The organism is Hymenobacter algoricola (genome assembly GCF_039539525.1).
Lineage (GTDB): Bacteria > Bacteroidota > Bacteroidia > Cytophagales > Hymenobacteraceae > Hymenobacter > Hymenobacter algoricola.
In genome coordinates, this window is the sequence record NZ_BAABDH010000018.1 from 68,607 (window position 1) to 95,572 (window position 26,966).

Sequence of the window (26,966 nt, forward strand, 5' to 3'; positions counted from 1 at the left end):
TTCGCCCCTATGGCCCGCCTTCTGTTTCTTCTGCCCCTCACGCTGCTGGCCTGCTCCCAGCAGTCCGAAACCGCCCACACTGCCCTGCCCAGCGGCCCGCCCGCCATTCCGGTGCAGTCGGCCGGGCCCGCGGCCCAGGCTCCGGGCCGCTTCCCCGAAACCTTCGAGGCGGGCAGCAAGGGCGCCTACGCTTCTGCCGACGAGGCCCTGACCACCGGCCCCTGGCGCTTCGAGGACGCGCTGATCGGCTCCTCGGAGCAGGACCACAAAAACGGCCAGCACGCCGCCCGCCTGCGCGGGCTGGGCCGCCTGCGCATGAACTTCGACGCCCCGGCCGGGGTGCGCGCCATCCGCATCAGCGCCGCCGCCTACGGCGACGACCCGGCCAGCACCTGGGAGCTGTGGGGCAGCGTGGACGGGGGCCGCAGCTTCCGCCGCATCGGCCCGCCCGTGCGCACCCAGGGGCCCCGGCTGGTCGTCACCTCGTTCGAGGGCGGCACGGCCGGGGCGCTGCGGCTGGAAATCCGCAAGACCGACCCGGGCCGCGGCCGGCTCAACCTCGACGACATCGTGCTGGAAACGGCTACCGGTGCGGCCGGCCCGGCTACCGCACCCGCCGCCGGCCCCGGCACCCCGGCGGGCACTTCCCTGCCGCCGGCCACCACCCGCCAGGCCACGGCCGTGGTCAGCAGCCGCGACGACCATCTGGCCCTGGGCAACCCCAGCGGCGCTACCACCAGCCCCGACAACCCGGGCAACTACCTGCTGGTGAAGCCCCAGTTTGCGCTGAGCTACAATGCCGGCCGCGGCACGCCGACCTGGGTGAGCTGGCACCTGAACCGGGCCTGGATGGGCACCGCGCCCCGCCAGGACGACTTCCGCCCCGACCCGGCCCTGCCCCGCGGGTTCTACGCCGTCACGCCCCGCTCCTACTCGGGCTCGGGCTTCGACCGGGGCCACAACTGCCCCAGCGCCGACCGCACCACCGACCTGGACGACAACTCGGCCACGTTTCTGATGACTAACATGATTCCGCAGGCCGGCAACAACAACCAGCGCACCTGGAGCAGCCTCGAGGAATGGGGCCGCACCCAGGTGAGCCGGGGCCAGGAAATCTACGTCATCATGGGCAGCTACGGCCGGGGCGGCACCGGTACGGCGGGCCTGGCCACCACCCTCGACAACGGCCGCGTGACGGTGCCGGCCCGGGTGTGGAAGGTGCTGGTGCTGCTGCCCGAGGGCTCCGACGACCTAGTACGCATCCCGACCCAGGCCCGGGTGCTGGCCGTGGATACGCCCAACGACAACAGCGTGAGTCCCGACTGGAGCCGCTACCGCGTGTCGGTAGACGCCATTGAGGCCGCCACCGGCCTGGACCTGCTCAGCAAGCTGCCCGTAGCCGTGCAGGCCCGGCTGGAGGCCGGGGTGGATAAGGGCCCGACGCGGTAGCCCCGCCTTGCCGCCGTGGGGCCCCGTCCGCGCCCGCAGAGCCACCAACTACTGGCAATACCCTATATTTCAAGAGCCTCGTTTCTACGCCCTCGGCAGGCGCATGGGCGGGCCGCTGCCGAAAGCCGGAGCTTAGCCCGCAGCAGTTATTTCGCTCTAGTGCCTATTTTTCCACCCCCTTATGCGCGCTACGCTCCTTCTGCTCTGTCTGCTGCTGGCCGGCGAAATCCAGGCCCAGGGCAAGGACCACGTCCGCATTGGCGGCACCCACGTCAGCCTGATTCCGCCGCCGGGCTTCACGGCCGCCGCCAGCTTCAGCGGGCTGGAGCACAAGGCCACCGGAGCTTCCATTCTGGTGGCGGAGCTGCCCACGCCGGTGCAGCAGCTCACGGCCGGCATGAGTGAGGCGGCCCTGGCGGCCCGGGGCATGAGGCTGCTGCAGATGCAGGCCGTAAGCCTGCACGGCACCCCGGCTACCCTACTGCGGGTCAGCCAGAAAGCCGGCGGCACTGCCTACCAGAAGCAGATTCTGCTCTTCGGCGACGCCACGCAAACGGTGCTGGTGACGGGCACCTATCCGGAAGCCACTCCCGCTGCGGCCGGCCCGGTGCAGGCCGCGCTGCTTTCCACCTTCTACGCGCCGCAGACCAGGGCCGAAGTGCCGGCTGCCCCGTTTGGCCTCAACGTGGCCGGCACCCGCTTCCGGTTTGCCAAAAACCTGGCCGGCAGCCTGCTCTACACCACCGATGGCCGCCCCGCCCCCCAGGGCCCCGACCAAGCCGCCGTCATCGTGGGTACTTCCCTGGGAGCCGTGGATGTGGCCGACGCCGACCAGGAGCAGTACAGCCTGCTGCACCTCCGGCAGACGCCCAACGGCCAGACCCTGCACGTGCGCTCCAGCTACCCGATTACCATCAACCGGATGCGGGGCTACGAAGTCATTGCCGACGGCCAGGACGCCCAGGGCCGCCCCCAGCTCGTGTACCAGGTCATGCTCTTCGCCGATACCGACAAGTACTACCTCATCGTCGGCATCACCGACAACCATTTCGACGAGCACCTGGCCACGTTCCAGGCCCTGGCCCAGACGTTTCGGCGGCGGTAGGGTCCGCAGGTTTGGGCAGCTGGCTATGCCAGAGCGGCACTAAGCCCGCCGCCTGCTACCTTCCCGGCTTCAACCCCGAAGCTGATGAAACTCCCGTTCCTTGCCGCCCTGCTCCTGGCCGTCACTGCTGCCTTCGCCCAGCAGCCTCCGGATGAAGTCTGGACGCAGTTCACCAAAGGGAGGCAAGGCAAAGCCCGACACGGCTACCAGGATGCAGACGGGCACATCCGAGTTCCGGCCAAGTTTGGTGGCTTTACCAGAGCCCAAAATTTCCGACACATCATCGCCGTAAGCGAAGCCACCATCCGAACTAGTTATTACCTGTTGAAAAATGGCCGGCAAGTAGGGCGCGACAGCGTGTATATGTTCGACTTCACGTTTGACTGTGAAAGCGAGGGCAAAATTCGTTTCAAAAGCCAGAAACATAACCGGGTAGGCTTTTTTGATAGCCAAGGGCGGGTGGTTATTCCAGCCATTTACAATGCCGCTACCCCGTTTCATAACGGGCTGGCGTTCGGGCTTATCGGGGCGCGGGCCGAATGCATGAGCGGTGAGGCCGACACGATGCGCTGCGAGCATCCGGGCTGGGTGGGCGGGCGCACGGTGCTGCTGAATGAGCGTAACGAAATAGTGGTAGACAGCCTGCCCGGGCACAAGTGGGCGGGGCTAAACCCATATTCACTACAGGTCAATACTCCAACTCCCGATACGGCTACTAGCCTGACTTTTCGGGCGGTAAATGGCGACCGTTATTCATTTGTAGACTATGAGAAAGAATTCACACAGTGGCTGTATACTGTATTTGTGCCCGCCGTACGCACTGGCGAGGCCAACAAAGTAGCACCCCTGTGCTTTACAGAACTAGCTGCCAGTGCCCGCCCATTTAATGGCTGGCCTCATTTTGAGCGGGCAGAGTTTGTAAATAAATTTTATGAGCCGGTGTTACGGCCGAAGCTAGGGGCGCTGCATCGCGGCGCGAAAAACGTCGTGGTCTTCCCCGAAAGCCTGAATTCACTCATTTTTACGAGCCCGGACTTTCAGCCTTTTCGGACGGATTGCAGCGAGCATTTCCAGGAGAAATACCCTGCCTTTGTGGTGGTCGTGACCTACCAACCTTCGCCAGGCAAACCGGAAGACGACTACCAGAATCATTTTGGGTTTATCCGTACGGAAAACGGGTACCGTCTTTTCCAGGTATCGCTGTAAGTAATCTTAGAGAAATGAGCACCCCCCCCACTGGCGCGAGTTTAGCGCAGCGTAACTCGTGACCAGCCCACGACGGGGAGATTGTATCTCCCCTGCCGCGCCAGCGGCACACCATCACCGTGCCGTGCGGTATGATGCGCACAATTGTGGGAAGCACAGTACCTTGACACAGCATCCTGCTGCCATCCAGTCCGCTCTTTATGAAAATCCTGCTCGTTGAAGATCATCTGGAGCTAGCCAAAAGCATTGCCAGCTACCTCACCCAGGAGCACTACCTCTGTGAGGTGGCCACTACGTTTGATCAGGCCCGCGAAAAGCTGATCCTGTTCACCTACGACTGCGTGCTACTGGATATCATGCTGCCCGACGGCAACGGCATCAACCTGCTCAAGCTGCTGCGCAAGGAAGGCGTGGAGAGCAGCGTAATTATCATCTCGGCCCAGAACGCGCTGGACTTTAAGCTGACCGGCCTGAGCGAAGGCGCCGACGACTACATCACCAAGCCGTTTCCGCTGCCCGAGCTGCACGCGCGCATCAAGGCCATCATGCGCCGCCGCAACCCCCACAAAAACAACGTGCTGACGTTCCTCGACCTCACCGCCGACCTGGAGTCGATGGAGTGCCGGGTGAATGGCCGGCTGCTGAGCCTGACGCGCAAGGAAACCAATCTGCTGCTGTATTTTATCAACAACAAAGGGCGCATGCTCACCCGGCAGGCCATTGCCGCCCACCTCTGGGGCGACTACACCGACAACCTCGACAGCGTGGACTTCGTGTACCAGCACGTAAAAAACCTGCGCAAGAAAATCACCGACGCCGGCGGCAAGGACTACATCAGCACCGTGTACGGGCTGGGCTACAAGCTAAACGCGGCCCAGTAGTGAAGCTCAACTACCGCTACACCCTTGCCTACGCGGTTATCACGCTGTTCGTGCTGTCCGTGGGCTTTGCCATCGTGTACGGGGCCATGTCGCGCAGCGTCACCCAGACCACCATCGGCAAGCTGCGCCACCTCAACGAAATCATTGCCGCCCAGCTCGGCCGCGGCCGCGACTACAGCGGCCACCCCGCCCGGGCCAACGTGCGCATCCGCCGGCTTACGGCGGCCGACACCGCGGGCCGCACTCAGCTGGTGCAGGTACGCCGGGAGTGGGACCCGGCGCTGCAGTCGAGCGTGAGCGTGGTGCGGCTGGCCACCTACCCGCGCATCCGGGGGCAGCGCTACGCCATCACCAGCCGGGCCGTGGTGGTGATGCCCAGCGACGAGTACCTGACGGGTATCGTGCTGGTCTTTGCCTGGACGTTCGTTTTCCTGCTGGCTTTAGTGGTTATTCTCAGCGAGGTAATTTCCTGGTACATCCTGAAGCCCTTCAACGCTATTCTGCAGGGCATCGAGCGGTTTCAGCTCAGCCAGAAAACCACCCTCGGCCTGCAGCCCAGCCGCACGATGGAGTTCAACGTGCTCAACGACTTCCTGATGAAGATGACCAGCCGGGCGCAGAGCGACTACCAGGGCCTGAAGGAATTCTCCGAAAATGCTTCCCACGAGCTGCAAACGCCCATTGCCAGCATGAAAGCCAAAATCGAGCTGCTCATGGACTCGGAGCTGACCGAAAAGCAGCTGCTGATGCTCACCGCCATGCACGACGAACTGGAGCGCCTGGCCAAAATCAACCAGTCCTTGACGCTGCTGGCCAAGCTGGAGCACTTCGAGTCGCACCCCGCCCCGCTCACCGACCTGAGCCGGCTGGTGCCCGCTACCGAGGCGGCGTTTGCCGATCTGGCCGAAATGAAGGGCCTGCGCACCACCCAGCAGATTGCGGCGGGCGTGCGGGTGCCCCTGGACGAATCCCTGGCCCAGCTGCTGCTGAATAATCTGTTCAGCAACGCCATCCGCCACAACCTGCCCGGCGGCGAAATCCGGCTCGTGCTGTCGGCCACCGAGCTGGGGCTGCACAATACCGGCCACGCGCCTTCCGTGCCGGTCAGTGAGCTGTTCGGGCGCTTCCGGAAAGGCAACGCCGCGCTGGACTCCATCGGCATTGGCCTGGCCATCGTCAAGCGCATCAGTGAGCTCTACCATCACCGCGTCGAGTACACCTACGGCGAAGGGTGGCACCACATTCGGGTGGTATTCGCCCCCGGAGGCGACTAACGCCGGGTGGGGAAGGGCGGCAGCGGCCAAATTTCAGGCTTACCTTAAGGTTTCTATGAAATTTCCTCAAAATCAGGGTGTTCATTTGCTTGGTGCTGATGAGTAAGTAACTACTTACTGGGCGGCACCGCCAGCACGTCACCTGATTTCTCTGCTCCGTGGCCGCACTCGTTTCCCCTGCTCCCGCCTTCGACTCCGCCCGGCGGGAGCGTGCCGGGCTGGAAACCATTTCGCGCCGCCGTCTGAAGGCTATTTTCAGCGGCTCGGTGGGCAACCTGGTGGAGTGGTACGACTGGTATGCCTTCTCGTCGTTTTCCCTGTACTTTTCCGCCTCGTTTTTTCCCTCCGACGACACCACCGCCCAGCTGCTGCAAACGGCGGGCATCTTCGCGCTGGGCTTTCTGATGCGGCCTATCGGCGGCTGGATGTTCGGCCGCATTGCCGATAAAGTGGGCCGCAAGCAGTCCATGACGCTGTCGGTGCTGCTGATGTCGCTGGGCTCCTTGCTCATTGCCCTCACCCCCACGTACCAGACCGTGGGCATTGTGGCGCCCATTCTGCTGCTCACGGCGCGGCTGCTGCAGGGCCTGAGCGTGGGCGGCGAGTACGGCGTCTCGGCCGCCTACCTGAGCGAAATGGCCACCCGCCGCCGCCGCGGGTTTTACTCCAGCTTCCTGTATTTCACCCTGATTGCGGCCCAGCTGCTGGCCCTGGGCATCCAGCTGGTGCTGCTGAAGGTACTGCTCACCGAGGCCGAGCTGCTGGCCTGGGGCTGGCGGATTCCCTTCGTGATTGGGGCCCTGCTGTCCGTGGTAGCCCTGTACCTGCGCCAGAACCTGGATGAAACGGCGGCCTTCGAGCAGCAGAAAACCCAGTCCGAGGAGCTGCGCGGCAGCCTCAAAGTGCTGCGCCGCTACCCCCGGGCCGTGCTCAAGGTGGTGGGGCTGACGCTGGGCGGCACGCTGGCGTTTTACACCCTGACCACCTACATGCTGAAGTTTCTGGTGAATACGGCCCACATGACCAAGGGGGCCGCCACCAACACGTGCTTTCTGGCCCTGCTGGGCTTTGCGGCCATGCAGCCAGCCTTCGGCAGCCTGTCGGACCGCATTGGCCGGCGCCCGCTGCTGATCGGGTTTGGGGTGCTCGGCACGCTGGGCAGCGTGCCGCTGCTGACGGCCCTGAGCCACACCACCACGCCCTGGGTGGCGCTGGCGCTGCTGCTGCTGGCCTCCGTGGCGGTCAGTGGCTACACCAGCATCAGCGCGGTGGTGAAGTCGGAGCTGTTTCCGGTGGAAATCCGGGCGCTGGGCATCGGCCTGCCGCACGCCCTGACCGTGGCCGTGTTTGGGGGCACCGCCGAATACATTGCCCTGTGGTGCAAGGGCATCGGGCACGAGTCGTACTTCTACTGGTACGTGTCGGGCTGCATTGGCATTTCCCTGGTAGTCGCGCTGCTGATGGCCGAAACCCGCGTGACGTCCTTCCACGACCAGGACCTCCCCGCGGCGGCCTGACCTGCTGCCGGTCCAGGGTCTTGCTAAACCGGCAGCAGGTTGTGCACCAGCTTCCGGCCGGCTCCGGCCCTGCCGGCTTATCGTGTTTTTCTTCGTTTTCCTACCTGTTCAACCCCAATCCCACCACATGAAGAAGCCTTTACTCTCAATTCCCCGCTGCCGGCCCCTGCTGCCCGGACAGGTATTGTTTCTGCTGCTGGCCTTACCGGGGGCGGCGGTAGCCGGCCCGACTACCGGCTACCCGCTGCCGGAGCGGCGGGCGGCGCTGCCCCTGGAAGCGCCAAGCGGCGCGGTGCTCAGCAGCGCCCCCCAGGTAGCGGATGTGACGCTGAAGGGACGAATCATGGGTGGGCCGGCGGGCGAGGCTATTCCGGGTGCTACCGTAGTGGAGCAAGGCACCACCAACGGTACCAGCACCGACGCCGACGGGCGCTTTTCGCTCACGGTAAAGCCCGGCGCCACGCTGGTGATATCGGCTATCGGCTTTAAAAGCCAGCAGCTCATCGTCGGGGACCGGACCACGCTGGAGGTGCGCCTGGAGACGAGCACCACCGACCTGAGCGGGGTTACCGTCGTCGGCTCCCGCGGCCTGCCCCGCACCGACGTGGAGCGGCCCTCCCCGGTGGATGTGCTCAACGCCAAGGACCTGCAGCTGACGGGGCAGACCGATCTGGGCCAGCAGGTGCAGTTCAACTCGCCCTCGTTCAACTCGGCCAAAACCGGCGTAAACGGGGTAGCCAACTACGCCGACCCGGCCTCGCTGCGCGGCCTCTCGCCCGACCAGGTGCTGGTGCTCGTGGACGGCAAGCGCCGTCACCAGTTTTCGGCCCTGAATCTGAACGTGACCGTGGGCGCGGGCACCGTGGTAACCGACCTGAACGCCATTCCGTCGCTGGCCATTGAGCGCATCGAGGTGCTGCGCGACGGGGCCGCGGCCCAATACGGCTCCGACGCCATTGCCGGCGTCATCAACCTGGGCCTGAACAAAAGCACCGGGGTGGCTACCGTCAAAACCCAGTTCGGCATCACCAAGGAAGGCGACGGGGCCCAGTACCTGGCCGGGGCCAACTACGGCGTAAAGCTGGGCAGCACCAACCCCGGCTACCTGAACCTGACGCTGCAGTATCAGCGGCAGGAGCAAACCAACCGCTCCGACGACTACGTGGGGGGCATCTACACGGCCTTCCCGGCCCTGCCGGGCGTGCCCACGGCGGCCCAGATTGCGAGCGAAAATGCCAAGCGCGCCGAGCGGGGCAATATCTATCCGCAGGTGGGGCAGCCCTTCAAGGTGGGCGTGTACGGCAGCAACCAGGCCGACATCTACCAGGGCTTCTTCAACCTGGGCGTGCCCGTGGGCGGCAGCGGCTGGTCGGTGTACAGCTTCGGCGGCTTTTCCCGCAAGGACATTCTGGCCTACGGCTTCTTCCGCAATGCCCAGCCCGGCAACGTCAACTACAGCCCCATCCACCCCGATGGCTACCTGCCCGAGCTGCCCGGCCGCAGCGAAGACTACTCCGGCGTGGTGGGCGTGAGCCGCAAGCTGGCCGGGGGCTGGAACCTCGACTTCAGCACCGGCTACGGCTACAACTACCTCGACCTGAACGCCAACAATACCTCCAACCCCTCCATGGGGGCGGCCTCGCCCACCGACTTCTACGTGGGCCGCAGCGCCTTCGGCCAGAGCACGAGCGAGGTAAACGTGTCGCGCAACTACGAGGGCCTCTTCGGCACCAAGTCGTTTAATCTGGCCCTGGGCAGCCAGTTCCGGGTCGACCGGTTTATTCTGGAGCGCGGCAGCCCGGAGTCCTACTTCGTCGGCCCGTTTGCGCTGGCGGCCCCTACGGCCACTCCGCCGCGCACCGCCAAGGCCCCGGGCTCCAGCGGCCGGCCCGGCATTGCCCCCGACGATGAGACCAACACCACCCGCTCCAACGTGGGCGTGTACGTGGACGTGGAAAGTGACCTGACTGAGCGCCTGCTGCTGACCACGGCCCTGCGCTACGAGCGGTACTCCGACTTCGGCAGCAACGTATCGGGCAAGTTTGCCTCCCGCTTCAAGGTAACGGAGGACATTTCCCTGCGCGGCTCCGTCAACCGCGGCTTCCGCGCGCCGTCGCTGCAGCAGACCTTCAACAGCGTGAGTACTTCCACGGTGCAGAGCGGGGCCATTGTCCAGACCAAGCAGCTGCGCAACGACGACCCGCGCCTGGTGCCGCTGGGCGTGACCGACCCCCAGGCCGAAACCTCCTGGAACTACAGCCTAGGCGTGGCCGCCAAGATCAGTGAGAACGTGCTCTTCACGCTGGATGCCTACCAGATTGACATCAACGACCGGATCATCAACAGTGAGCGGCTGATCAAAGGCGCGGGCAACACCGGCATCAAGGCCCTGCAGACGCCGGCTTTCGACGGCATCAGCGAAATCCGCTTCTTCACCAACGCCATCGACACCCGCACCCGCGGCATTGACCTGGTGACGACCTACAAGACGGAGCTCACCGAGGCCAGTCGCCTCACCGCCAGCCTGGCCCTGACCTTCAATGCCACCAACATCGTGAACACCCGCGACACGCCCGCCGCGCTGCAGGCCGGCACGGCCAACCGCATCCTGCTGATCGACACGGTAAGTATTGGCCTGATTGAGCGGGCCCAGCCGCGGCAGAAGATTCTGCTGTCGGCTACCTACCAGATAGGCAAGTTCAGCATCACGCCCCGGGCCTCGTACTTCGGCGCTGTCACGGCCTTCGAAAAGCCTACCGCTACCACGGCCATTCCCAACCCGCGGCACATCAGCCAGGAGTTTGACGGCAAGACCCTGTTTGATCTGGCCCTGGTGTATACCCCGGTTAAGGCCGTGTCGGTGACGGTGGGCGCCAACAACATCACCAACGTGTACCCCGACAAGGTGGACGCTACCCGCTTTGCCAGCTACTCCAACGGCGAAATTCCCTACTCCCGCAACGTCGCGCAGTTTGGCTTCAACGGCGCGTACTACTACACCAACCTGATGTTCACTTTCTAAAGCCCAAATGCCAGCCCCGGGGCGGAGCGGAGACGAAGTATTGCTACCCGAAGCATCTGGCGGCCTTCGCTGCAACGAGGCGGCAGGGATGCTTCGGCTCCGCTCACCCGCTAGGCCTGCTTTTCTACCTGACTCTGCCCTGCCCCTGCCCATGACAAACCTGGTCCTGCTGCTCGTGTGCCTGGGCCTGGGGGCGGTGCTGCGCCGGTGGCAGCTGGTGCCGGCCAGCACACCGGCCGTACTCAACCAGCTGCTGGTGCTGGTTTTTATGCCGGCGCTTACCTTCCTGCACCTGTCCGTGGCTCGCCTCGACCGGCACTTCCTGCTGCCGGTGCTGGCGCCCTGGCTGATATTTGGCGTGAGCTACCTGTTTTTCAGCGCCCTGGGCCGCCGCCTGCAGTTCTCCCGCGGCACCATCGGCGCCCTGATTCTGACGGCCGGCATCAGCAGCACCTCGTTTGTAGGCTTCCCGATCTTCGAGCTGCTCTACGGCCGCGAAGGGCTGGAGCTGGGCATTATGATGAGTCAGGCCGGCTCGTTTCTGATTGGCGTGACGCTGGGCGTGGCCGTGGCTTCCTGGTACGGGGCGCAGGAGCCCTCATGGCAAGCCATGCTGGGCGATGTGCTGCGGTTTCCGCCGTTTCTGGCCTTCGTGCTGGCCATGGGGGCCAATGCCCTGGGCTACCAGCACCCGGAGCTGGTGCGCGGGGTGCTGGAAAAGCTGAGCGCGCCCTTCTCCGTTATTGCCCTGCTCTCGGTGGGGCTGCAGATGAACCTGACCGTCCCCCGCCACCAAAGCCGGGCCCTGGTGCTGGGCTTATCCTATAAGCTGGTGCTGGCGCCGCTGCTGATCTACGGCCTCTACCACAGCCTGGCCCAGCAGCCCGGCCGCGTGGTGGACCTGTGCGTGCTGGGCGCGGCCATCGGCCCCATGAACACGGCCGCCGTGGTGGCCGACCGGTACGGGCTGAATCCGCCCCTGGCCGCGCAGATGGTGGGGCTGGGCATTCCCCTCTCCCTGCCCTGGCTGGCGCTGCTGGCCTGGTGGCTGACCAGCGGCTAGGGTAGTAACGGCCCCGGCCCGGCCGGCATCTGGCCCGGGCAAAGTGCTCGGTTTCCGTATTGCGAAGGCCGGCGGCCGCCTTTTTCCGTATCCGCACTCTGGTTTACTCTTCCGATTCCATGAAAAAAGTTGTCACCAATCTGACATTCTGGGTGCTGACGGCCATCGTGGCCGGCGCCCTGCTCGGCCACTTCGCACCGGCCGTCGCCGTCAGGATGGACGTGCTGGGCAAGGCGTTTATCAACGTGGTCAAGCTCTTCATCAACCCCATCATCTTCCTCACCATCACGCTGGGCATCAGTAGCATGGGCGACCTGAAGAAGGTGGGCCGGATTGGGGGCAAGGCTCTGCTGTACTTCGAACTCGTGACGACGCTGGCCCTGCTCATCGGCATGGGCGTGGCCTACCTGATTCAGCCCGGGGCCGGCGTGGCCACCGACAACCTCAACGGCGCGGCCATCGGCGAGTTCACCCAGCGGGCCGGCGAGTTTTCCTGGCTGCACTTTCTGGCCGACAACCTGACCCTGCAGGTGCTGCTCGTCTCTATCGTGGTGGGCATGGTGCTGAGCCGCTACCCCCGCCGCCAGCCGGTTATCGACCGGCTCAACTGGGCCTCGAAGTACGTGTTCAGGGGCCTGCATCTGGTCATGATTTTTGCGCCTATCGGCGCTTTTGGCGGCATGGCCTTTACCATTGGCAAGTACGGTATTGCCACGCTGCTGCCGCTGGCCAAGCTCATGCTTACCGTGTACATGACCTGCGCCCTGTTCGTGTTTCTGGTGCTGGGCGCCATTCTGCGCTATTGCCGCCTGAGCATCCTGGCTTTTTTGGGCTACATCAAGGAGGAGCTGCTGATTGTGCTGGGCACCTCGTCCTCCGAAGCCGGCCTGCCGGGCCTGATGGAAAAGCTGGAGCGCCTGGGCTGCGCCAAGTCGGTGGTGGGCCTGGTGGTGCCGGCCGGCTACTCCTTCAACCTCGATGGCACCACCATCTACCTGTCGTTGGCCACCCTCTTTCTGGCCCAGGTATTCCACGTAGAGCTGACCGGCGCCCAGATGCTGACCATCATCGGCATTCTGATGGTCACCAGCAAGGGTGCGGCCGGCGTGACGGGCTCCGGGTTCGTGGTGCTGGCCAGCACGCTCACGGCCATCAAGGTAATTCCGGTAGAAGGCCTGGCCCTGCTGCTGGGCGTCGACCGGTTTATGTCGGAGGCCCGCTCCATCACCAACTTCATTGGCAACGGCGTAGCCACCATCTTCCTGGCCCACAACGAAGGCGCCCTCGACCACGCCCAGGCCGTGCGGATGCTGAGCGGCAAAACGACCGTGTCGACGGTTGCCGAGGCCATGGAGCAGTATAGTCCTTCCTTGCCCAACCTGCCCGTGGAGCCCGCCGCGCCCCGGCCGGGCCGGGCGGAGCGGTAAAACGGCGGTGCGCCGGCCCGCCCTGGCAGAGGCTTGCTCCCACCGCCAGCCCGCCGCTGCTACCGGGAAAGCAGGCCAGGACCCTTGGCAAAGACCGACTATCCCTTTCAGGTCACCCTATGAAAACTATCAACCTCGCGGTTTTTCCCGCCGACGGCATCGGCCCCGAAGTTATTGCCGCCAGCCAGCAGGTGCTCCACCGGCTGGCGCAGCTGCACGGCGGCGTCAGCTTCGAGTGCCGGGAATTCGACTGGAGCTCGGCTTACTACCACAAAACCGGGCGCATGATGCCCGCCGACGGGCTGCAGCAGCTGGAAGCGGGCGGCTTCGATGCTATTCTGATGGGTCCGGTGGGCAGCCCCGCCATTCCGGACCACATCACCCTGTGGGGCCTGCTGCTGACCATCCGCCAGGGCTTCGACCAGTACGTGAACCTGCGGCCCATGCGCCTGCTGGCGGGCGTCGTCAGTCCGCTGCTAAACCCGCACCGGCATCCCATCAGCATGGTGTGCATCCGCGAAAACTCGGAAGGGGAGTATGCCGGGGTGGGCGGGCGGGTGCACCAGGGCAAGCCGGGGGAAGTGGCGATTCAGTCAATCGTCTTCACGCGCCGCGTGACGGAGCGCGTCATGCGCTTTGCCTTCGACTACGCCCGGCAGCACGGTCACCGGCTCGTTACCAACGTGACCAAGTCGAACAGCATGCAGCACAACATGGTGTTCTGGGATGAGGTCTTTCAGCAGGTTGCCGCCCACTACCCCGCCGTAGCCACCGACCAGCAGCTGGTCGATTCGATGACGGCCCGCATGGTGAGCCAACCGGAAACCGTGGACGTGTTTGTCGCCTCCAACCTGTTTGGGGACATCCTGAGCGACCTTGGAGCGGCGCTGACGGGGAGCATGGGGCTCGCGCCCAGCGCCAATCTGAATCCTGAGCGCCACTATCCCAGCCTGTTTCAGGCCATTCACGGCTCGGCCTTTGGCCTGGTCGGGAAGAATGTGGCCAACCCCCTGGCCAGCATCTGGTCGGCGCAGCTGATGCTCGCGTTTCTGGGGGAAACGGAGCTGGCCACCCGGCTCATGTCCGCCATCGAAACAGTAGTGCAGGATCAGCGCGTCCGTACTCCTGATCTGGGGGGTACCAGCTCAACCACCGAGATGACGGAGGCCGTGTGCCGGGCGCTCGAAACGGAGCCGACGGCGGCCACTGGCCACTAGCTCCTGTTGGCCTGCCTATGCGTTTCACGGGCAAAATTTTCCCGCGCGGCTCTGGCAAGCAAGTTGACCTGTTGCCTGTTGTGGACTGGCAGGCGAGAAAACGCCTAGTGCCAGCCGCATTCAACTTACCTAAAAAGCGAACAGCAGGAGCCGGCTATTGCCCGCCCCCAAACCGGCGCCCGAAGAAATTCCCCGGCTTCCACGTCGGGCGCTGCGGGTTCTGGGCCACCTGGTAGCCGAGCAGGAAGTTGAGCTGGGCGTACGTGCGGCCGGCCTCGAAGTCGAAGGTGCCGTGGATGTCGTCCTGGGGCTTGTGGTAGGTAGCGGCGCGCCACTTCTGCACCTGCTCGCTGAGGTTGTTCCGGCCGTCGGCCGTGCGGTTGCCGTACTTGACGTGCACAGCCGGAATGCCCTGGACCACGAAGCTGTACTGGTCGGAGCGGATAAAGCGGTTCTGGGCCGGCTCGGGGTCGGCTTCCACCGTCAGCCCCAGCCGGGCGGCAGCGGTGGCTACCTCGGTTTCCAGCGAGGAGTTTTCGGCCCCCAGCGGCACCACCGACAGCAAAGGCGCAATGATGGTGGGCATGTCCGTGTTTATATCGGCCACGATGCTGGCCTTGGGCACCGTGGGAAATTTGGCGAAGTAGGCCGAGCCCAGCAGCCCCAGCTCCTCCCCCGTCACGAGCACCAGCAGCACCGAGCGTTTCGGCTTCTGCCGGAGGCTGGCGTAGGCCCGGGCAATTTCCAGCACGCTGGCCACGCCGGTGGCGTTGTCGTGGGCGCCGTTGTAGAGCGAGTCGCCCTGCACGGCCGCCCCGAAGCCGAGGTGGTCGAGGTGGGCGCTGTGCACCACGTGCTCGTCGCGCAGCCGCGCATCGGAACCGGGTATTTTACCCACCACATTGTAGCTGTCCACATCCTTATAACGGCTGCGCGTCGTGGCCGTGAGCGTACCCGGCAGCGGCTGGGAAGCGGCTTGGCCGGCCCGCAGGGCGGCAAACGTGCGGGTGGTATCCTGGGCCGCGCCCACGAACAGGCGCTGCAGCACTTCGGCACTCACCGAGCCCACCACCTGCAGCTGGGCGGAGGCGTAGGAGCGCGACACGACCACGCGGCCGGCGGAGTCCAGCACACTTACCAGCCCTTTCGCCGGGTTGGGCAAAGACGCTTTGGGCTTGGGCGCGGCCAGCAGCACGCCCACCGCGCCGTGCTGGGCGGCGGCCTGCAGAATGGTGAGCAGGTCGGTGGCGTAGAGCTTTTCGTTGCCGGCCAGCTGCCGCGGCTCCCGGCGCGTCACTACTACGATTTTGCCCCGGGCATCCAGGCCGGCGTAGTCGTCGTAGCCCAGCTCGGGGGCGCTGATACCGAAGCCGGCAAAAACCACCGGGGCCGTAACCGTGGCGGCGGGCTGCTGGGGGTTGGGGTAAAGGGTAAAGTCCGGCCCGTATTGGTACGAGTGCCCCGGGCTGCTCAACACCGCCCCCGCCGGTTCGGCAAAGGCCCGCCGCAGCCGCACCTTCTGCACAAAAGTCCCGTTTTCGCCGGCGGGCTGCACCCCCCGCTTTTGCAGCTGCCGGGTCACGTAGTCCACGGCCAGCTGGTAGCCGGGCGTACCCGGCTGCCGGCCCTGCAGCTTATCATCGGCCAGATAGGCTACGTGGGCTTTAAAGTCGGCCGCACTAACGCGGCTGAGGGCTTTGGTCAGGGGCCTGGTCAGGGGCGCGGGGCGCTGCGCCCTTACCGGCTGCCGGGCGGCCAGGCTACCGGCAATCAGGAGCAAAACCCAGCGCGGGGCTACCGAAAAAAAGGAAAAAGTCATGCTGGGGAAAACGGGAAACACGTCACCGGGAAAACTGCCAGCCGGCCGGCACCGGCCGCTTGCCCCGGGAGTCGTACGAGAAAAAGGGCTTTTTAACCTCCTTGTTGCCTTTGCTGAAGCTGTGGGCCACCACGGCCGTGTCCTTAGAACTGCCCAGGGTGAAGTACACCATCCGGGTGTCAACGACGGTGTCTGCCTCGCTAACCGCCGGCACCGAATACAGCATAAAGTCCAGGGAGCCGTCGGGCCGGTACTGCCGCCAGTAGGATTCCGGGGAGTTCTTGGTAAAGCCCCAGTCCGCCTCCACCCGCCCCTGCTTACTTAGCCGCTGCCAGCGCCCGTAGGGCTCAAACCGGTACTGACCCTTTCCGGCCGGCACCACCCGCAGCGGCCCCTGGTCGGAGTAGGTTTTCCAGATCGTCTGATACGCCTTGTGAACTTTTAGGACCGTGTCGCCCTGGGCCAGGGCGGCCTTTTCGTCCCGGGTCAGATGGTGCGCGTACTCCTTGTCCTTGAAGTTTTCGGGCAGGGGAATATGCTGCAGGGTCAGAATGCCGCCGCCCACGACCAGCAGCGTCAGCAGGGCAAGAAGAGGAACTTCGCTCATCAGCAGGAGAAACGGCGGCGGCTCAGGTTTCGGTCAGCACGGTTTTGAAGCCGACCAGCTGGCCGCCGGTGGTTTTGCCCAGGGCGTAGGCCGTCACCTGCGGGCTGCTGCCGACGCGGTACACCTTGGTGTCGGTCAGCTCCTGCTTCAGATACATCTGCAGGGCCTTGTAGCGGTTGGCCAGCTCCGGGTCGCCAAGCACGCCGTCGTCGGCGGTGTGGTTGCGCAGAAAGTGGGTCAGCTCCACAGATTCGACGGGGGTGCCGGCGGCCTCACCGGTCAGCTTGAGCAGGGCGGCCTCGGTCAGTGCCCCGGCCGGGGCGGCGTACGCAACCGGCGTCAGCGGCGCTTCCGACTCGCTGACGAACAGCAGATCCTTGGTCAGGTTGGTGATTTGCTCCATGGCGGCGTCGGGGGCGGGCGCTTTGTTGGCTTCGGTGGTTTCGCGCTCGGCTTTGGATTCCAGCGGCTTCCCGGCCTGGCCCGTTTTGCCGGCCGCGCCGGGTACGGCGGCGCTGATGGCGGCGGCCAGCTCCTGCATGCGGGCTTCGGCCACCTTGATTTTGGGGTTGGCAAAGTTGAGGTCGGCCACCTTGTTCATCGGAATCAAGTGGATGTGGGCGTGGGGCACTTCGAGGCCAATAACGGCCACGCCGACGCGCTTGCAGGGCACGGCCGCGCGCACGCCCTGGGCCACGCGCTGGGCAAAAAGGTGCAGCGCCGCCAGCTCGGCCGCGGGCAAATCAAAGATGTAGTCCACCTCCCGCTTCGGAATCACCAGCGTGTGGCCTTCCACCAGCGGCGTGATGTCCAGAAACGCCAGGTGGGCATCGTCCTCGGCGACTTTGTAGGCGGGCAGCTCGCCCGAAACGATACGGGAAAAGATGGAGGGCATGGCGGGGCTTGGGGAGAAAATGAAAGTGAGTTGGATAGGCTGACTGCGCCAAAGTACGGGGCAAAACGCAAAAAGGGCGAAACCGCTGGTTTCGCCCTTTTTGCCACGCCGGAAAATGTCCCGCGGCGCGTGCTTGTCCGGTTGCCGCTAGCGGCTGATTTCCAGGATTTCGAACTGCAGCTTACCGGCCGGCACGGTGATTTCGGCGGTGTCGCCGGCTTTCTTGCCCAGCAGGCCCTTGCCAATCGGCGACTTGACGGAAATCTTGCCCGCGGCGAGGTTGGCTTCCTCCTCGGCCACCAGCAGGTAGTCCAGGATCATGTTGTTTTTCAGGTTCTTGAGCTTCACCTTGCTCATAATGAGCACTTTGGTGAGGTCCAGATTGGTTTCGTCGAGGACGCGGGCGTTGCCCAGCACTTCCTCCAGCTTCGATATTTTCAGCTCGAGCAGGCCCTGGGCGTCTTTGGCCGCGTCGTACTCGGCATTCTCGCTCAGGTCGCCCTTGTCGCGGGCTTCGCGCAGGTCTTCGGCGGCTTTCGCCCGGCCGCGGACTTTCAGCTCCTGCAGCTCGTCCTTGAGCTTTTGCAGGCCTTCGGGAGTGTAATAATTTACAGAAGACATGGTCGGTGGGGTCATTAGCTAAAAAACAAGAAGAACGGTCAGCGACGCCGACCGTTCTCCAAACAGGTTCTGAGACAAATATACGAATCCCGGACAACTTCCGCTAGCCGGGCCGGACCGCCGCCCGCAGAAAAGCCCCGATTTTGTGCGCCAGCACCTCATTGATCCGGGCGTACGACTGGTGGGTCCAGCCGCCGATGTGCGGGGAAAGCAGCACGTTGGGGGCGGTTTTCAGCCAATCGTACCGTGCCTGCTGCTCGGCGCTGAGCTGGCCCAGCTTTTCATTTTCCAGCACGTCCAGCGCCGCGCCGCGCACCTGCCCGCTGTGCAGCCCGCCCACCAGCGCGGCGTGGTCGAGCACTTCGCCGCGGGCCGTATTCAGCAGCCAGATCGGGTGGCGGAAGCCGCCCAGAAACGCCTCGTCGACGAAGTTGTGGTTGGCCGCCGAGTAGGGAATGTGCAGGCTCAGCACGTCGGCCCGGGCCTGCAGCTCCGCCGGCGGCACCAGCAGCGCGTGCTGGTCGCCGGGGCAGGCCGGGTTGCTGTCGTGGGCCAGCACGGTGCAGCCGAAGCCGCTCAGGCGCCGGGCAAACGCCGCCCCCATATGGCCGTAGCCGAGCAGCCCGATGGTTTTGCCCCCAATTTCCTCGCCCCGGTTGGCTTCGCGCCGCCAGCGGCCGGCCCGCACTTCCTGGTCGGCCCGGGCGACGTTGCGAAACAAAGCCAGCAGCAGCCCCAGCGCGTACTCGCCCACCGCGTCGCGGTTGCCTTCCGGGGCGTTGAGCAGCGTCACGCCGGCGGCTTGCATTGCCGCCTCGTCAATATTGTCGACGCCGGCGCCGGCCCGGGCCACGTAGCGCAGCCGGGGGCCGTGGGCCAGCAGCCCGGCCGTGACGCGCAGCTTGGAACGCACGACCAGACCGTCGTAGGGCTGGGCCGCCAGCGCGGCGGGCACTTCGGCGGCCGTCAGCTCGGGGCGGTAGTGCAGCCGCACGCCCAGCGGCTCCAGCAGCGCGGGCAGCGAGGGGTGCATTTCGTCGATGACGAGGCAGAGGGACACGGCTAAATCAGGGGAAAGGCGAGAAATGAATGGTTGAATCACCGGCTTGCTGAACCAGCATTGGATTCAGCTTACTTCTGTGCAAGGGCCCGACAAATGATGCTTTTGCCGAGGCCAAGTCGGGCGCATCAGCATTATAAAGAAAGTAACGCATCGGTTCTGACTTGCGAACAATCAGCAGATTCCCCGCTTTGGCGAAGCCATCAATTTCACCAAGTAAAAGTTCCGGTGAAGAAAACCAACCGCTGCTATACCCTAGGAGGATAAAGCCTTCATAATCAGCTCTGGAATAGTAGCTATCCGTGCCGCTGACGGGCATCCAGCTACCCGAATCCGTTGATTTAGACACGCTTATTACCCATAGCAATCCGGCCAGCACAATCAGGAAGAAGGACAAACCAAGCTTGATTTTCATTGGGTAGCTTCGCTAGACCCTACTCTTCCGTTTCGGCCACTGCCGGCTCAAAGTCCGCCGTGCCGCCGGCGCGGTGCTTCTCCACGTAGTTGGTCAGCCAGACGAAGTCGGCGACGCTGAGCTGCTCGGCGCGCTTGGTGAAGATGGGGTCGGTGGTGACCTCGGCGCTCATGCCGAAGGGCTTCACGGCGTTGCGCAGGGTTTTGCGGCGGGTGGCAAAGGCCTGCTTTACCACTTTAAAGAACAGCTTCTCGTCGCAGGCCAGCTTCTCGGTGTCGTTGCGCCGCAGCCGCAGCACTGCCGACTGCACCTTGGGCGGGGGAATAAACACGTGGGGTGGCACCAGAAACAACAGCTCCACGGTGTAGTAGGCCTGCAGCAGCACGCTCAGGATGCCGTAGACCTTGGAGCCCGGCCCTTCGGCCATCCGCTCGGCCACCTCCTTCTGCAGCATGCCCACCACCTCGCGCACCTGCTGGCGGTGGTCGAGCACCTTGAAGAAAATCTGGGTGGAGATGTTGTAGGGGAAGTTGCCGATAATGCTCAGCGGCTGGCCCGGAAACAGCTGACTCAGGTCCTGCTTGAGAAAGTCGGCCGAGATGATGCGCCCGTGCAAAGCGGGAAAGTTGCGCTCCAGGTAGGTTACCGACTCGCGGTCAATTTCGATGACGGTGGTCTGGTATTCGGAGTGCTGGAGCAGGTCGCCGGTGAGCACGCCCATGCCGGGCCCGATTTCCAGCACTTCCTGCACCCCGTCGGGCAGGCGCAGGGCTTCGACAATGCGGCGGGCAATTTCGGGTTCCGCCAAAAAGTGCTGGCCGAGGTGTTTTTTCGGGCTGACGTGGTCCATGGGAGGAGCTGGAAGACAGGAGTTAGAAGCCAGGAGGCAACCGCTGGAGGCGGGAAAGTACTACGCGGCCAGCAGCGGTAAATTCGGAAAATAAAAGACGACAGTTAAAACCCAAAGTCCAACCATAGCTGGCCTCCTGTCTTCTAACTCCTTGCTTCTAGCTCCTCTAAAAAAACGCCTACCTTGCGCGGCCTAAATGGTCCCAAAGATACGTCCGTATATGCCGATTCAACTAGCCCACGCCGCCACGCTGCCCGCCCACGCTGATTCCGTCTTTCTGCTGCCCGCCGGCACCACGGAGCTGCCCGCCGCGCTGGCCGACCTGCCCGAAGCCGCCCGCCAGTACGTGGCCGCCCAGCTAGCCGCTGACTCCAAGCTCATTACGGTCAATCATTACTCGCACCGCCACTACTTCGTGGTGGCCAGCGCGAAGGGCTCCGCCCACCTGATTGCCGAAGCCGTGCGCAAAAGCGGCCACCAGCTCCACGCCCAGCTCAAGGCCGACAAAGTGGCGGAGCTGTACGTGCAGGACCTCGCCAATGGGGCCGACGGCACGCTGGCCCTGGCTCTGGCTGAAGGGTTGTACCTGACGGCCTACGAGTTTGAGGGCTACAAAACGGACGAGAAAGCGAAGAAAGCGGCCGACCTGACCCGGATTCTGCTCGTCGGCGCGGCTTCAGCCGCGGCCATCCAGGCGCTGCAAAACGTGCTGCAGGGCGTATGCCTGGCCCGGAACCTGATCAACGCCCCGCTCAACAAGCTCAACGCCACCCAGTTTGCCGAGCGCATGGCCGAGGCCGGCGACGAGGCGGGCTACCAGACCGAAATCTTCGACCTGCCCCGCCTGGAAGCCCTGCGCATGGGCGGCCTGCTGGCCGTGAACCTGGGCAGCCCCGAGCCGCCCACGTTTACCATTATGGAGTGGAAGCCCGAAAATGCCCGCAACGCCAAGCCCTACGTGCTGGTAGGCAAGGGCGTGGTGTTCGATACCGGCGGACTAAGCCTGAAGCCCACGCCGGGCTCGATGGACATGATGAAGTGCGACATGTCGGGCGGGGCGGCCGTGACGGGCGTACTCTACGCGCTGGCCAAAAACCAGGTGCCGGTCCACGTTATCGGCCTGGTGCCCGCCACCGACAACCGCCCCGGCGGCATGGCCTACGTGCCCGGCGACGTGCTGACGATGTACAGCGGCCTGACCGTGGAAGTGCTCAACACCGACGCCGAAGGCCGCCTGATCCTGGCCGATGCGCTGGCCTTTGCCAAAAAGTACGACCCGGAGCTGGTATTCGACATTGCCACGCTCACCGGCGCCGCCGCCCGGGCCGTGGGCAAGGAAGGCCTGGTGGCCATGGGCACGGCCGATGAGGAGCAGATGCTGGCCCTCAAGCAGGCCGGCCACCGCACCCACGAGCGGATTGTAGAATTCCCCCTCTGGGATGAGTACGCCGAGCACATCAAGTCCGACATTGCCGACATCAACAACCTGGGCAAGGCCGAGGCCGGCGCCATTTCCGCCGGCAAGTTCCTGGAGCGCTTCATTGAAGGCACGCCCTGGATTCACCTCGACATTGCCGGCCCCGCCTACCTCACCGCCCCCGACTCCTACCGCGGCAAAGGCGGCACCGGCACCAGCGTGCGACTGCTCTACGATTTCCTCGTGAACCAGAAATAAACAGCCCGTCATGCTGAGCTTGCCGAAGCATCTCTACCGCTTCGACAGGCCCAGCACGACGAGCGAGCATAGTATCAGCCCCAAGCACCCACCACCACACCATGAGTAACCTTCCCCGCCTCGGTATTTCAGTCGGCGACCTGGCCGGCATTGGGCCGGAAATCATCTATAAAACCCTCCTCGACAGCCGCCTGCTCAAGTATTGCACGCCCGTGGTGTATGGCACGGCCACGGTGCTGTTCGATGACTTCCCCGTGGAAAAGCAGGCCGAGCCCCTCACCTTCCGCCAGGTGCGGGCCGCCGCCGATATTGCCGCCGGCAAGCCCAACGCCGTGACCTGCTGGGAAGACGACTTCACGCTCACCCCCGGCCAGCCCAGCGAAGCCTCCGGCCGCGCCGCCCGGCAGTCGCTCTTGGCCGCCGCCCGCGACCTGAAGGACGGCCTGCTCGACGCGCTGGTGACGGCCCCCATCAGCAAGGAAAATACCCAGGCCGACGATTTTCGCTACCCCGGCCACACCGAGTTCCTGACCAGCTTTTTTGGCGCCCCCGAAAGCCTGATGCTGCTGGCCAGCGAGGAGCTGCGCGTGGCCACCGCCACCGGCCACATTGCGCTGCGCGAGGTAAGCACCCGCCTCACCAAGGAGCTGCTCATCGCCAAGCTGCGCATTCTGATCAAGTCCCTGAAGCTGGATTTCGGCATCGACAAGCCCCGCGTGGCGGTGCTGGGACTGAACCCGCACGCCGGCGAAAATGGCTTGCTGGGCACGGAGGAGGCCGACCTGATCAACCCCGTCATCAAACAGTTCCAGCAGGAAGGCCACCTGGTGTATGGCACTTTCCCCGCCGACGGCTACTTCGGCACCGGCCAGTTCCGCAAGTTCGACGCGACGCTGGCTCTCTACCACGACCAGGGCCTGATTCCGTTTAAAACCCTGGCTTTCGAGCGGGGCGTCAACTTCACGGCCGGCCTGCCCGTCATCCGCACCTCGCCCGACCACGGCACCGCCTACAGCCTCGCCGGGCAGTTTAAGGCCGACGAAACCTCGTTCCGTGAAGCCGTATACATGGCCTGCGACCTGGTGCAGCAGCGCAATAAGTACGCCGACCTCAAGCCCCTGATTCCGGGTCCCGCGCCCCGTGGGGGCCGCCACGAGTAATTTTTTTCGCTCGCGCTGCCCTTCGGAGCTTCCTCAGGCCACCGCACTTCATCGGGTGGTGGCCTCTTGGTGCCGCCGCTGGCTGGCCTGCGCTGGCAGCGGCGGCGGGCCGGTAGTGGCACCACCGCTGAGCCACCCGTTTCACCCATCCCAGGCGTCAGGCAGTCAGGCTATTGCTGCCCAAAATCACCAATTAAACGAAACCGCAAATCAGCACCAAAACGAAATATTCTTTCCGAAAACGAAATATACTTTGCGGGTTTAAAATTCTGCCGTAAGTTTGCAGTCCCCAACCGCTGAAGCTCGGCGGTTGGGTTGCTTTACCCCTTCTGCATGACGCTCCAGACGCCCGCTGATTACCGTACTGCCCTGCGCCGCCTCGATGCACTGGTGGCGGCCGGGGTGGAAGGCAACGCCGCGCTGGAAACGGAGTTTCGGGAGCTTATCATGGCCCTGGACGCCTACGAAAGCAAGCTGGGCCTGCTGCCGATACCCAATCTGCCGACTTCCCTGGCCGAAATGATTGAGCTGAAGCGCCAGCAGATGCGGCTCAAGCAAAAGGAGCTGGCGCAACTGCTGGAAGTGCCGGCCGGCCGCCTCTCCCAGATCCTGAGCGGCAAGCGCCGCGTTTCGCTCGACCTGGCCAAGCGCCTGTATGAGCGGCTCGGTATTCCTTCCGATTTTATTCTCAAAAACGCTTAGCCCGCGCCGCCCGTAAGCCGCTACTTTTCAAAAACGGGGAAAACGTACTACTTTTGCCCCCTGCAATAAAATTTCCGTGAAGAAGGACTCCCAATACGACTTGGCAATTGCCAAACTGGCTTTCAAAACGCACCACTTTGCGTTTGAGCTGGACCGGGCCTTTTTTGCTCAGTTCGAGCAGAACCTCGTGCAGGACGGCACCCTCCACGCCGACGTGGAGCTGACCAAGACGGACCGCCTTATCACCCTGGACTTCCACATCACCGGCACCGTGCGCCTCGTGTGCGACCGGAGCCTGGACGAGTTTGACCAGCCGGTCGATATCAAAGAGCAGCTGCTGGTGCGCTTCGGCGACCGGGAGCTGGAGCTGGACGACAACGTGCTGCAAATCACGCCCGAAACCCAGACCCTGCCCATTGCCCAGCACCTGTTCGACTACATCGGGCTGGCCCTGCCAATGAAAAAGCTGCACCCGCGCTTCCAGAACGAGCCCGACGAAAATCCGGAGTCCGACAGCAAGCTCATCTTCACCACCCGCCAGCCCGGCGATGGTGACGACGATGACTCTGCCGGCGACCCGCGCTGGGACGCCCTGCGCAACCTGAACTAAGCAGCGGCCCGGCCGCTGTCCCCGACTTTTTAAAATTCAACACTCACCGTTTCTATTTCCTCCTCATGGCACATCCTAAACGCCGGACCTCCAAAACCCGCCGCGACAAACGTCGCACCCACCACCAGCTGACTCCGAAGGCCATCACCATCTGCGCCAACACCGGCGAGCTGCACCTGCGTCATAAGGCCTACGTCGTAGACGGCGACCTGTACCTGCACGGCAAAGTAGCCATCAAGGACTACGCTCCCGTAGCTGCGGCCGCCGCTCCTGCTTCCGACGAAGAATAAGCGCCGCCTGGCCGGTCGCCCCGGTCCGTCTTCCCGACTCCGTACCTCTTGATACCTCGTACATGAAGATAGCCCTGGACGCAATGGGGGGTGATTTCGCTCCCCAAGCTGCCGTCGACGGCGCGGTGCTGGCGGCTGCAAAGCTGGCCGGCAAAGCTCAGATTGTGCTCATTGGCCAGGAAGAAGCCGTGCGACCCATGCTCCAGCAGCATGGGTCCGCGGCTGCCAGCCTGGAACTTGTGCACGCCTCCCAGATTATTGAGATGGGCGAGCATCCGGCCAAAGCCTACCAGCAGAAGCAGGACTCGAGTATTGCCGTAGGCTACCGCCTGCTGCACACGGGCGCAGTGGAAGCCTTCTGCTCGGCCGGCAACACGGGCGCCATGCTCGTGGGCGCCATGTTCAGCGTGAAGACCGTTCCGGGCGTGCTGCGCCCGGCCATTGCCAACTTCACTCCGAAGCTGGCCGGTGGCTACGGTATTCTGCTGGACGTGGGTGCCAACGCCGAGTGCAAGCCCGAAATGCTGGAGCAGTTCGGCGAGCTGGGCTCCCTCTACGCCCAGTACGTGCTCGGCATTGCCCGGCCCAAAGTGGGCCTGATGAGCCTGGGCGAAGAAGAAGGCAAAGGCACGGCCATCACCCAGGCCGCGCACCAGCTGCTGAAAGTGAACCCGCACATTCACTTCGTCGGCAATATCGAGGGCCGCGACCTGTTCAATGACAAAACCGACGTGGTGGTCTGCGATGGGTACACGGGCAACGTGCTGCTGAAAATGGCGGAGTCGATCTACGAGATTCTCGACGCCAAGCAGATGCACGACCCGTTTTTCGACAATTTCAATTACGAAGCCATTGGCGGCAGCCCCATTCTGGGCATCAACGACAACGCCATCATCGGCCACGGCGTGAGCACGCCGCAGGCCATCTGCAACATGCTGCTGCAGGGCTACCAAATGGCCGAATCCGGCATTGCGGATCAGATAAAATCTACTTTCAAGTCTTAGTCCTAAGTCAGCCGGCGCCCGTCGTGGGCTGACTTTCGCTTTTGCGCGTTCCAATGAAAATCACTGCCGCCGTTACCGGAGTGGGCGCTTACGTGCCCGACTACGTGCTGACCAATGCCGAGCTGGAAAAGATGGTGGACACCACCGACGAGTGGATCACCACCCGGACGGGCATCAAGGAGCGGCGGATTCTGAAGGGCGAAAACCAGGGCACCTCGGTGCTGGGCATCAAAGCCGTGCAGCAGCTGCTGGACAAAACCGGTACCAGTGCCGCCGACATTGACCTGATTATCTGCGCTACTACCACGCCCGATATGGTGTTTCCGGCCACGGCCAACATCATTTCGGCCGGCGTGGGGGCCTCCAATGCCTTCAGCTTCGACATGCAGGCGGCCTGCTCGGGCTTCCTGTTTGCGCTGGCCACCGGTGCTCAGTACATTCAGGGCGGCATGTACCGTAAGGTCATTGTGGTCGGCGCCGACAAGATGTCGTCCATCGTGGACTATACGGACCGCGCCAACTGCATCATCTTCGGCGACGGTGCCGGCGCGGTGCTGCTGGAGCCCAGCACCGACGGCTTCGGCCTGCTCGACCAGGTGCTGCGCTCCGATGGGACCGGCGAACAGTACCTCTACCAGAAAGCCGGGGGCAGCCGCCGTCCACCATCGGCGGAGACGGTAGCCAACCGGGAGCATTTCCTGTACCAGGAAGGCGCCACGGTTTTTAAGTTCGCCGTAACCAACATGGCCAACGTGGCGGCCCAGGTGATGGAGCGCAACCACTTAACGAATGATGACGTGGCCTTCCTGGTGCCCCACCAGGCCAACAAGCGCATCATCGATGCGACGGCTAACCGCATGGGTGTGGGTCCCGACAAGGTGATGCTCAACATTCAGCGCTACGGCAACACCACCAACGCCACGATTCCGCTGTGCCTGTCGGACTACGAGCCGCGCCTGCGCAAGGGCGACAATCTGATTCTGGCGGCCTTTGGCGGCGGCTTTACCTGGGGTTCCATCTTCCTCAAGTGGGCCTACGACCCGAAACCGGACCCGCAAACCGTTTAGCTCACGGCCCAAACGCGGAAAACTCCTATA

At 63.9% G+C, this 26,966-nt stretch carries 24 protein-coding genes; 17 read left to right on the forward strand and 7 right to left on the reverse strand.

The features are described from left to right. The first annotated feature begins 9 nt into the window (after nucleotides 1–9). The 10 genes from ABD842_RS05640 to ABD842_RS05685 all read left to right on the forward strand — a co-directional run bounded on the left by ABD842_RS05640 (nucleotide 10) and on the right by ABD842_RS05685 (nucleotide 14,161). The gene (locus ABD842_RS05640; RefSeq protein ID WP_345111246.1) at nucleotides 10–1,449 is read left to right on the forward strand and encodes a DNA/RNA non-specific endonuclease; all 1,440 of its coding nucleotides are present in this window, start codon (nucleotides 10–12) and stop codon (nucleotides 1,447–1,449) included. A 181-nt stretch (nucleotides 1,450–1,630) separates the two neighbouring features. Beyond that, the gene (locus tag ABD842_RS05645) at nucleotides 1,631–2,554 is read left to right on the forward strand and encodes a hypothetical protein (RefSeq protein ID WP_345111249.1); all 924 of its coding nucleotides are present in this window, start codon (nucleotides 1,631–1,633) and stop codon (nucleotides 2,552–2,554) included. 84 nt (nucleotides 2,555–2,638) lie between these two features. Then, the gene (locus tag ABD842_RS05650; protein WP_345111252.1) at nucleotides 2,639–3,760 is read left to right on the forward strand and encodes a WG repeat-containing protein; all 1,122 of its coding nucleotides are present in this window, start codon (nucleotides 2,639–2,641) and stop codon (nucleotides 3,758–3,760) included. A gap of 200 nt (nucleotides 3,761–3,960) precedes the next feature. After that, nucleotides 3,961–4,641, forward strand: a complete 681-nt coding sequence (locus ABD842_RS05655; protein WP_345111255.1) for a response regulator transcription factor — start codon at nucleotides 3,961–3,963, stop codon at nucleotides 4,639–4,641. Further along, nucleotides 4,641–5,915, forward strand: coding sequence for a sensor histidine kinase (locus ABD842_RS05660; RefSeq protein WP_345111258.1), 1,275 nt, complete (start codon nucleotides 4,641–4,643; stop codon nucleotides 5,913–5,915). Before ABD842_RS05655 ends, ABD842_RS05660 begins: the two co-directional genes overlap by 1 nt. A gap of 158 nt (nucleotides 5,916–6,073) precedes the next feature. Next, nucleotides 6,074–7,432 carry an MFS transporter gene (locus tag ABD842_RS05665; protein ID WP_345111261.1) on the forward strand — a complete coding sequence of 453 codons (1,359 nt, stop codon included), beginning with the start codon at nucleotides 6,074–6,076 and terminating at the stop codon, nucleotides 7,430–7,432. A 127-nt stretch (nucleotides 7,433–7,559) separates the two neighbouring features. Next, entirely contained in the window at nucleotides 7,560–10,454 is a 2,895-nt protein-coding gene (locus ABD842_RS05670; protein WP_345111263.1) for a TonB-dependent receptor, read from the forward strand. A 151-nt stretch (nucleotides 10,455–10,605) separates the two neighbouring features. Then, nucleotides 10,606–11,517 (forward strand): AEC family transporter, encoded by a 912-nt coding sequence (locus tag ABD842_RS05675; RefSeq protein ID WP_345111266.1) that lies wholly within the window; start codon nucleotides 10,606–10,608, stop codon nucleotides 11,515–11,517. Between the two features lie 119 nt (nucleotides 11,518–11,636). Further along, the gene (locus ABD842_RS05680) at nucleotides 11,637–12,944 is read left to right on the forward strand and encodes a cation:dicarboxylate symporter family transporter (RefSeq protein ID WP_345111269.1); all 1,308 of its coding nucleotides are present in this window, start codon (nucleotides 11,637–11,639) and stop codon (nucleotides 12,942–12,944) included. A 119-nt stretch (nucleotides 12,945–13,063) separates the two neighbouring features. After that, nucleotides 13,064–14,161: a tartrate dehydrogenase gene (locus ABD842_RS05685; protein WP_345111272.1), complete on the forward strand. Its 1,098-nt coding sequence runs from the start codon at nucleotides 13,064–13,066 to the stop codon at nucleotides 14,159–14,161. 154 nt (nucleotides 14,162–14,315) lie between these two features. Here ABD842_RS05685 and ABD842_RS05690 read toward each other — a convergent pair whose 3' ends face one another. The 7 genes from ABD842_RS05690 to rsmA form a co-directional block, all read right to left on the reverse strand. After that, entirely contained in the window at nucleotides 14,316–15,980 is a 1,665-nt protein-coding gene (locus ABD842_RS05690; RefSeq protein WP_345111275.1) for a M28 family peptidase, read from the reverse strand. Nucleotides 15,981–16,002: 22 nt separating this feature from the next. After that, the gene (locus ABD842_RS05695; RefSeq protein ID WP_345111277.1) at nucleotides 16,003–16,587 is read right to left on the reverse strand and encodes a hypothetical protein; all 585 of its coding nucleotides are present in this window, start codon (nucleotides 16,585–16,587) and stop codon (nucleotides 16,003–16,005) included. A gap of 22 nt (nucleotides 16,588–16,609) precedes the next feature. Continuing rightward, nucleotides 16,610–17,482, reverse strand: a complete 873-nt coding sequence (locus ABD842_RS05700; RefSeq protein WP_345111280.1) for a nuclease A inhibitor family protein — start codon at nucleotides 17,480–17,482, stop codon at nucleotides 16,610–16,612. Nucleotides 17,483–17,629: 147 nt separating this feature from the next. Then, nucleotides 17,630–18,103, reverse strand: a complete 474-nt coding sequence (gene greA / locus ABD842_RS05705; RefSeq protein ID WP_345111283.1) for a transcription elongation factor GreA — start codon at nucleotides 18,101–18,103, stop codon at nucleotides 17,630–17,632. Nucleotides 18,104–18,206: 103 nt separating this feature from the next. Continuing rightward, nucleotides 18,207–19,163 carry an NAD(P)-dependent oxidoreductase gene (locus ABD842_RS05710; RefSeq protein WP_345111286.1) on the reverse strand — a complete coding sequence of 319 codons (957 nt, stop codon included), beginning with the start codon at nucleotides 19,161–19,163 and terminating at the stop codon, nucleotides 18,207–18,209. Nucleotides 19,164–19,170: 7 nt separating this feature from the next. Continuing rightward, complete coding sequence (locus ABD842_RS05715; RefSeq protein WP_345111289.1) at nucleotides 19,171–19,578, reverse strand: hypothetical protein; 408 nt, start codon at nucleotides 19,576–19,578, stop codon at nucleotides 19,171–19,173. Nucleotides 19,579–19,597: 19 nt separating this feature from the next. Beyond that, nucleotides 19,598–20,428, reverse strand: coding sequence for a 16S rRNA (adenine(1518)-N(6)/adenine(1519)-N(6))-dimethyltransferase RsmA (rsmA, locus tag ABD842_RS05720; RefSeq protein WP_345111292.1), 831 nt, complete (start codon nucleotides 20,426–20,428; stop codon nucleotides 19,598–19,600). 220 nt (nucleotides 20,429–20,648) lie between these two features. On the opposite strand from rsmA, the gene ABD842_RS05725 reads away from it, so the two are divergent. From ABD842_RS05725 to ABD842_RS05755, 7 genes are all read left to right on the forward strand, one after another. Next, on the forward strand, nucleotides 20,649–22,103 hold the full coding sequence (locus tag ABD842_RS05725; RefSeq protein ID WP_345111296.1) for a leucyl aminopeptidase family protein: 1,455 nt from the start codon (nucleotides 20,649–20,651) through the stop codon (nucleotides 22,101–22,103). 101 nt (nucleotides 22,104–22,204) lie between these two features. Beyond that, the gene (gene pdxA, locus ABD842_RS05730; RefSeq protein WP_345111299.1) at nucleotides 22,205–23,263 is read left to right on the forward strand and encodes a 4-hydroxythreonine-4-phosphate dehydrogenase PdxA; all 1,059 of its coding nucleotides are present in this window, start codon (nucleotides 22,205–22,207) and stop codon (nucleotides 23,261–23,263) included. A gap of 333 nt (nucleotides 23,264–23,596) precedes the next feature. Further along, nucleotides 23,597–23,965: a helix-turn-helix domain-containing protein gene (locus ABD842_RS05735; protein ID WP_345111301.1), complete on the forward strand. Its 369-nt coding sequence runs from the start codon at nucleotides 23,597–23,599 to the stop codon at nucleotides 23,963–23,965. 76 nt (nucleotides 23,966–24,041) lie between these two features. Then, nucleotides 24,042–24,575 (forward strand): YceD family protein, encoded by a 534-nt coding sequence (locus tag ABD842_RS05740; RefSeq protein WP_345111304.1) that lies wholly within the window; start codon nucleotides 24,042–24,044, stop codon nucleotides 24,573–24,575. A gap of 65 nt (nucleotides 24,576–24,640) precedes the next feature. Continuing rightward, nucleotides 24,641–24,865 carry a 50S ribosomal protein L32 gene (gene rpmF / locus ABD842_RS05745; protein ID WP_345111307.1) on the forward strand — a complete coding sequence of 75 codons (225 nt, stop codon included), beginning with the start codon at nucleotides 24,641–24,643 and terminating at the stop codon, nucleotides 24,863–24,865. Nucleotides 24,866–24,927: 62 nt separating this feature from the next. Beyond that, nucleotides 24,928–25,869, forward strand: coding sequence for a phosphate acyltransferase PlsX (gene plsX, locus ABD842_RS05750; RefSeq protein WP_345111309.1), 942 nt, complete (start codon nucleotides 24,928–24,930; stop codon nucleotides 25,867–25,869). 53 nt (nucleotides 25,870–25,922) lie between these two features. Then, nucleotides 25,923–26,936 (forward strand): beta-ketoacyl-ACP synthase III, encoded by a 1,014-nt coding sequence (locus tag ABD842_RS05755; RefSeq protein WP_345111311.1) that lies wholly within the window; start codon nucleotides 25,923–25,925, stop codon nucleotides 26,934–26,936. The last annotated feature ends 30 nt before the right edge of the window (nucleotides 26,937–26,966 follow it).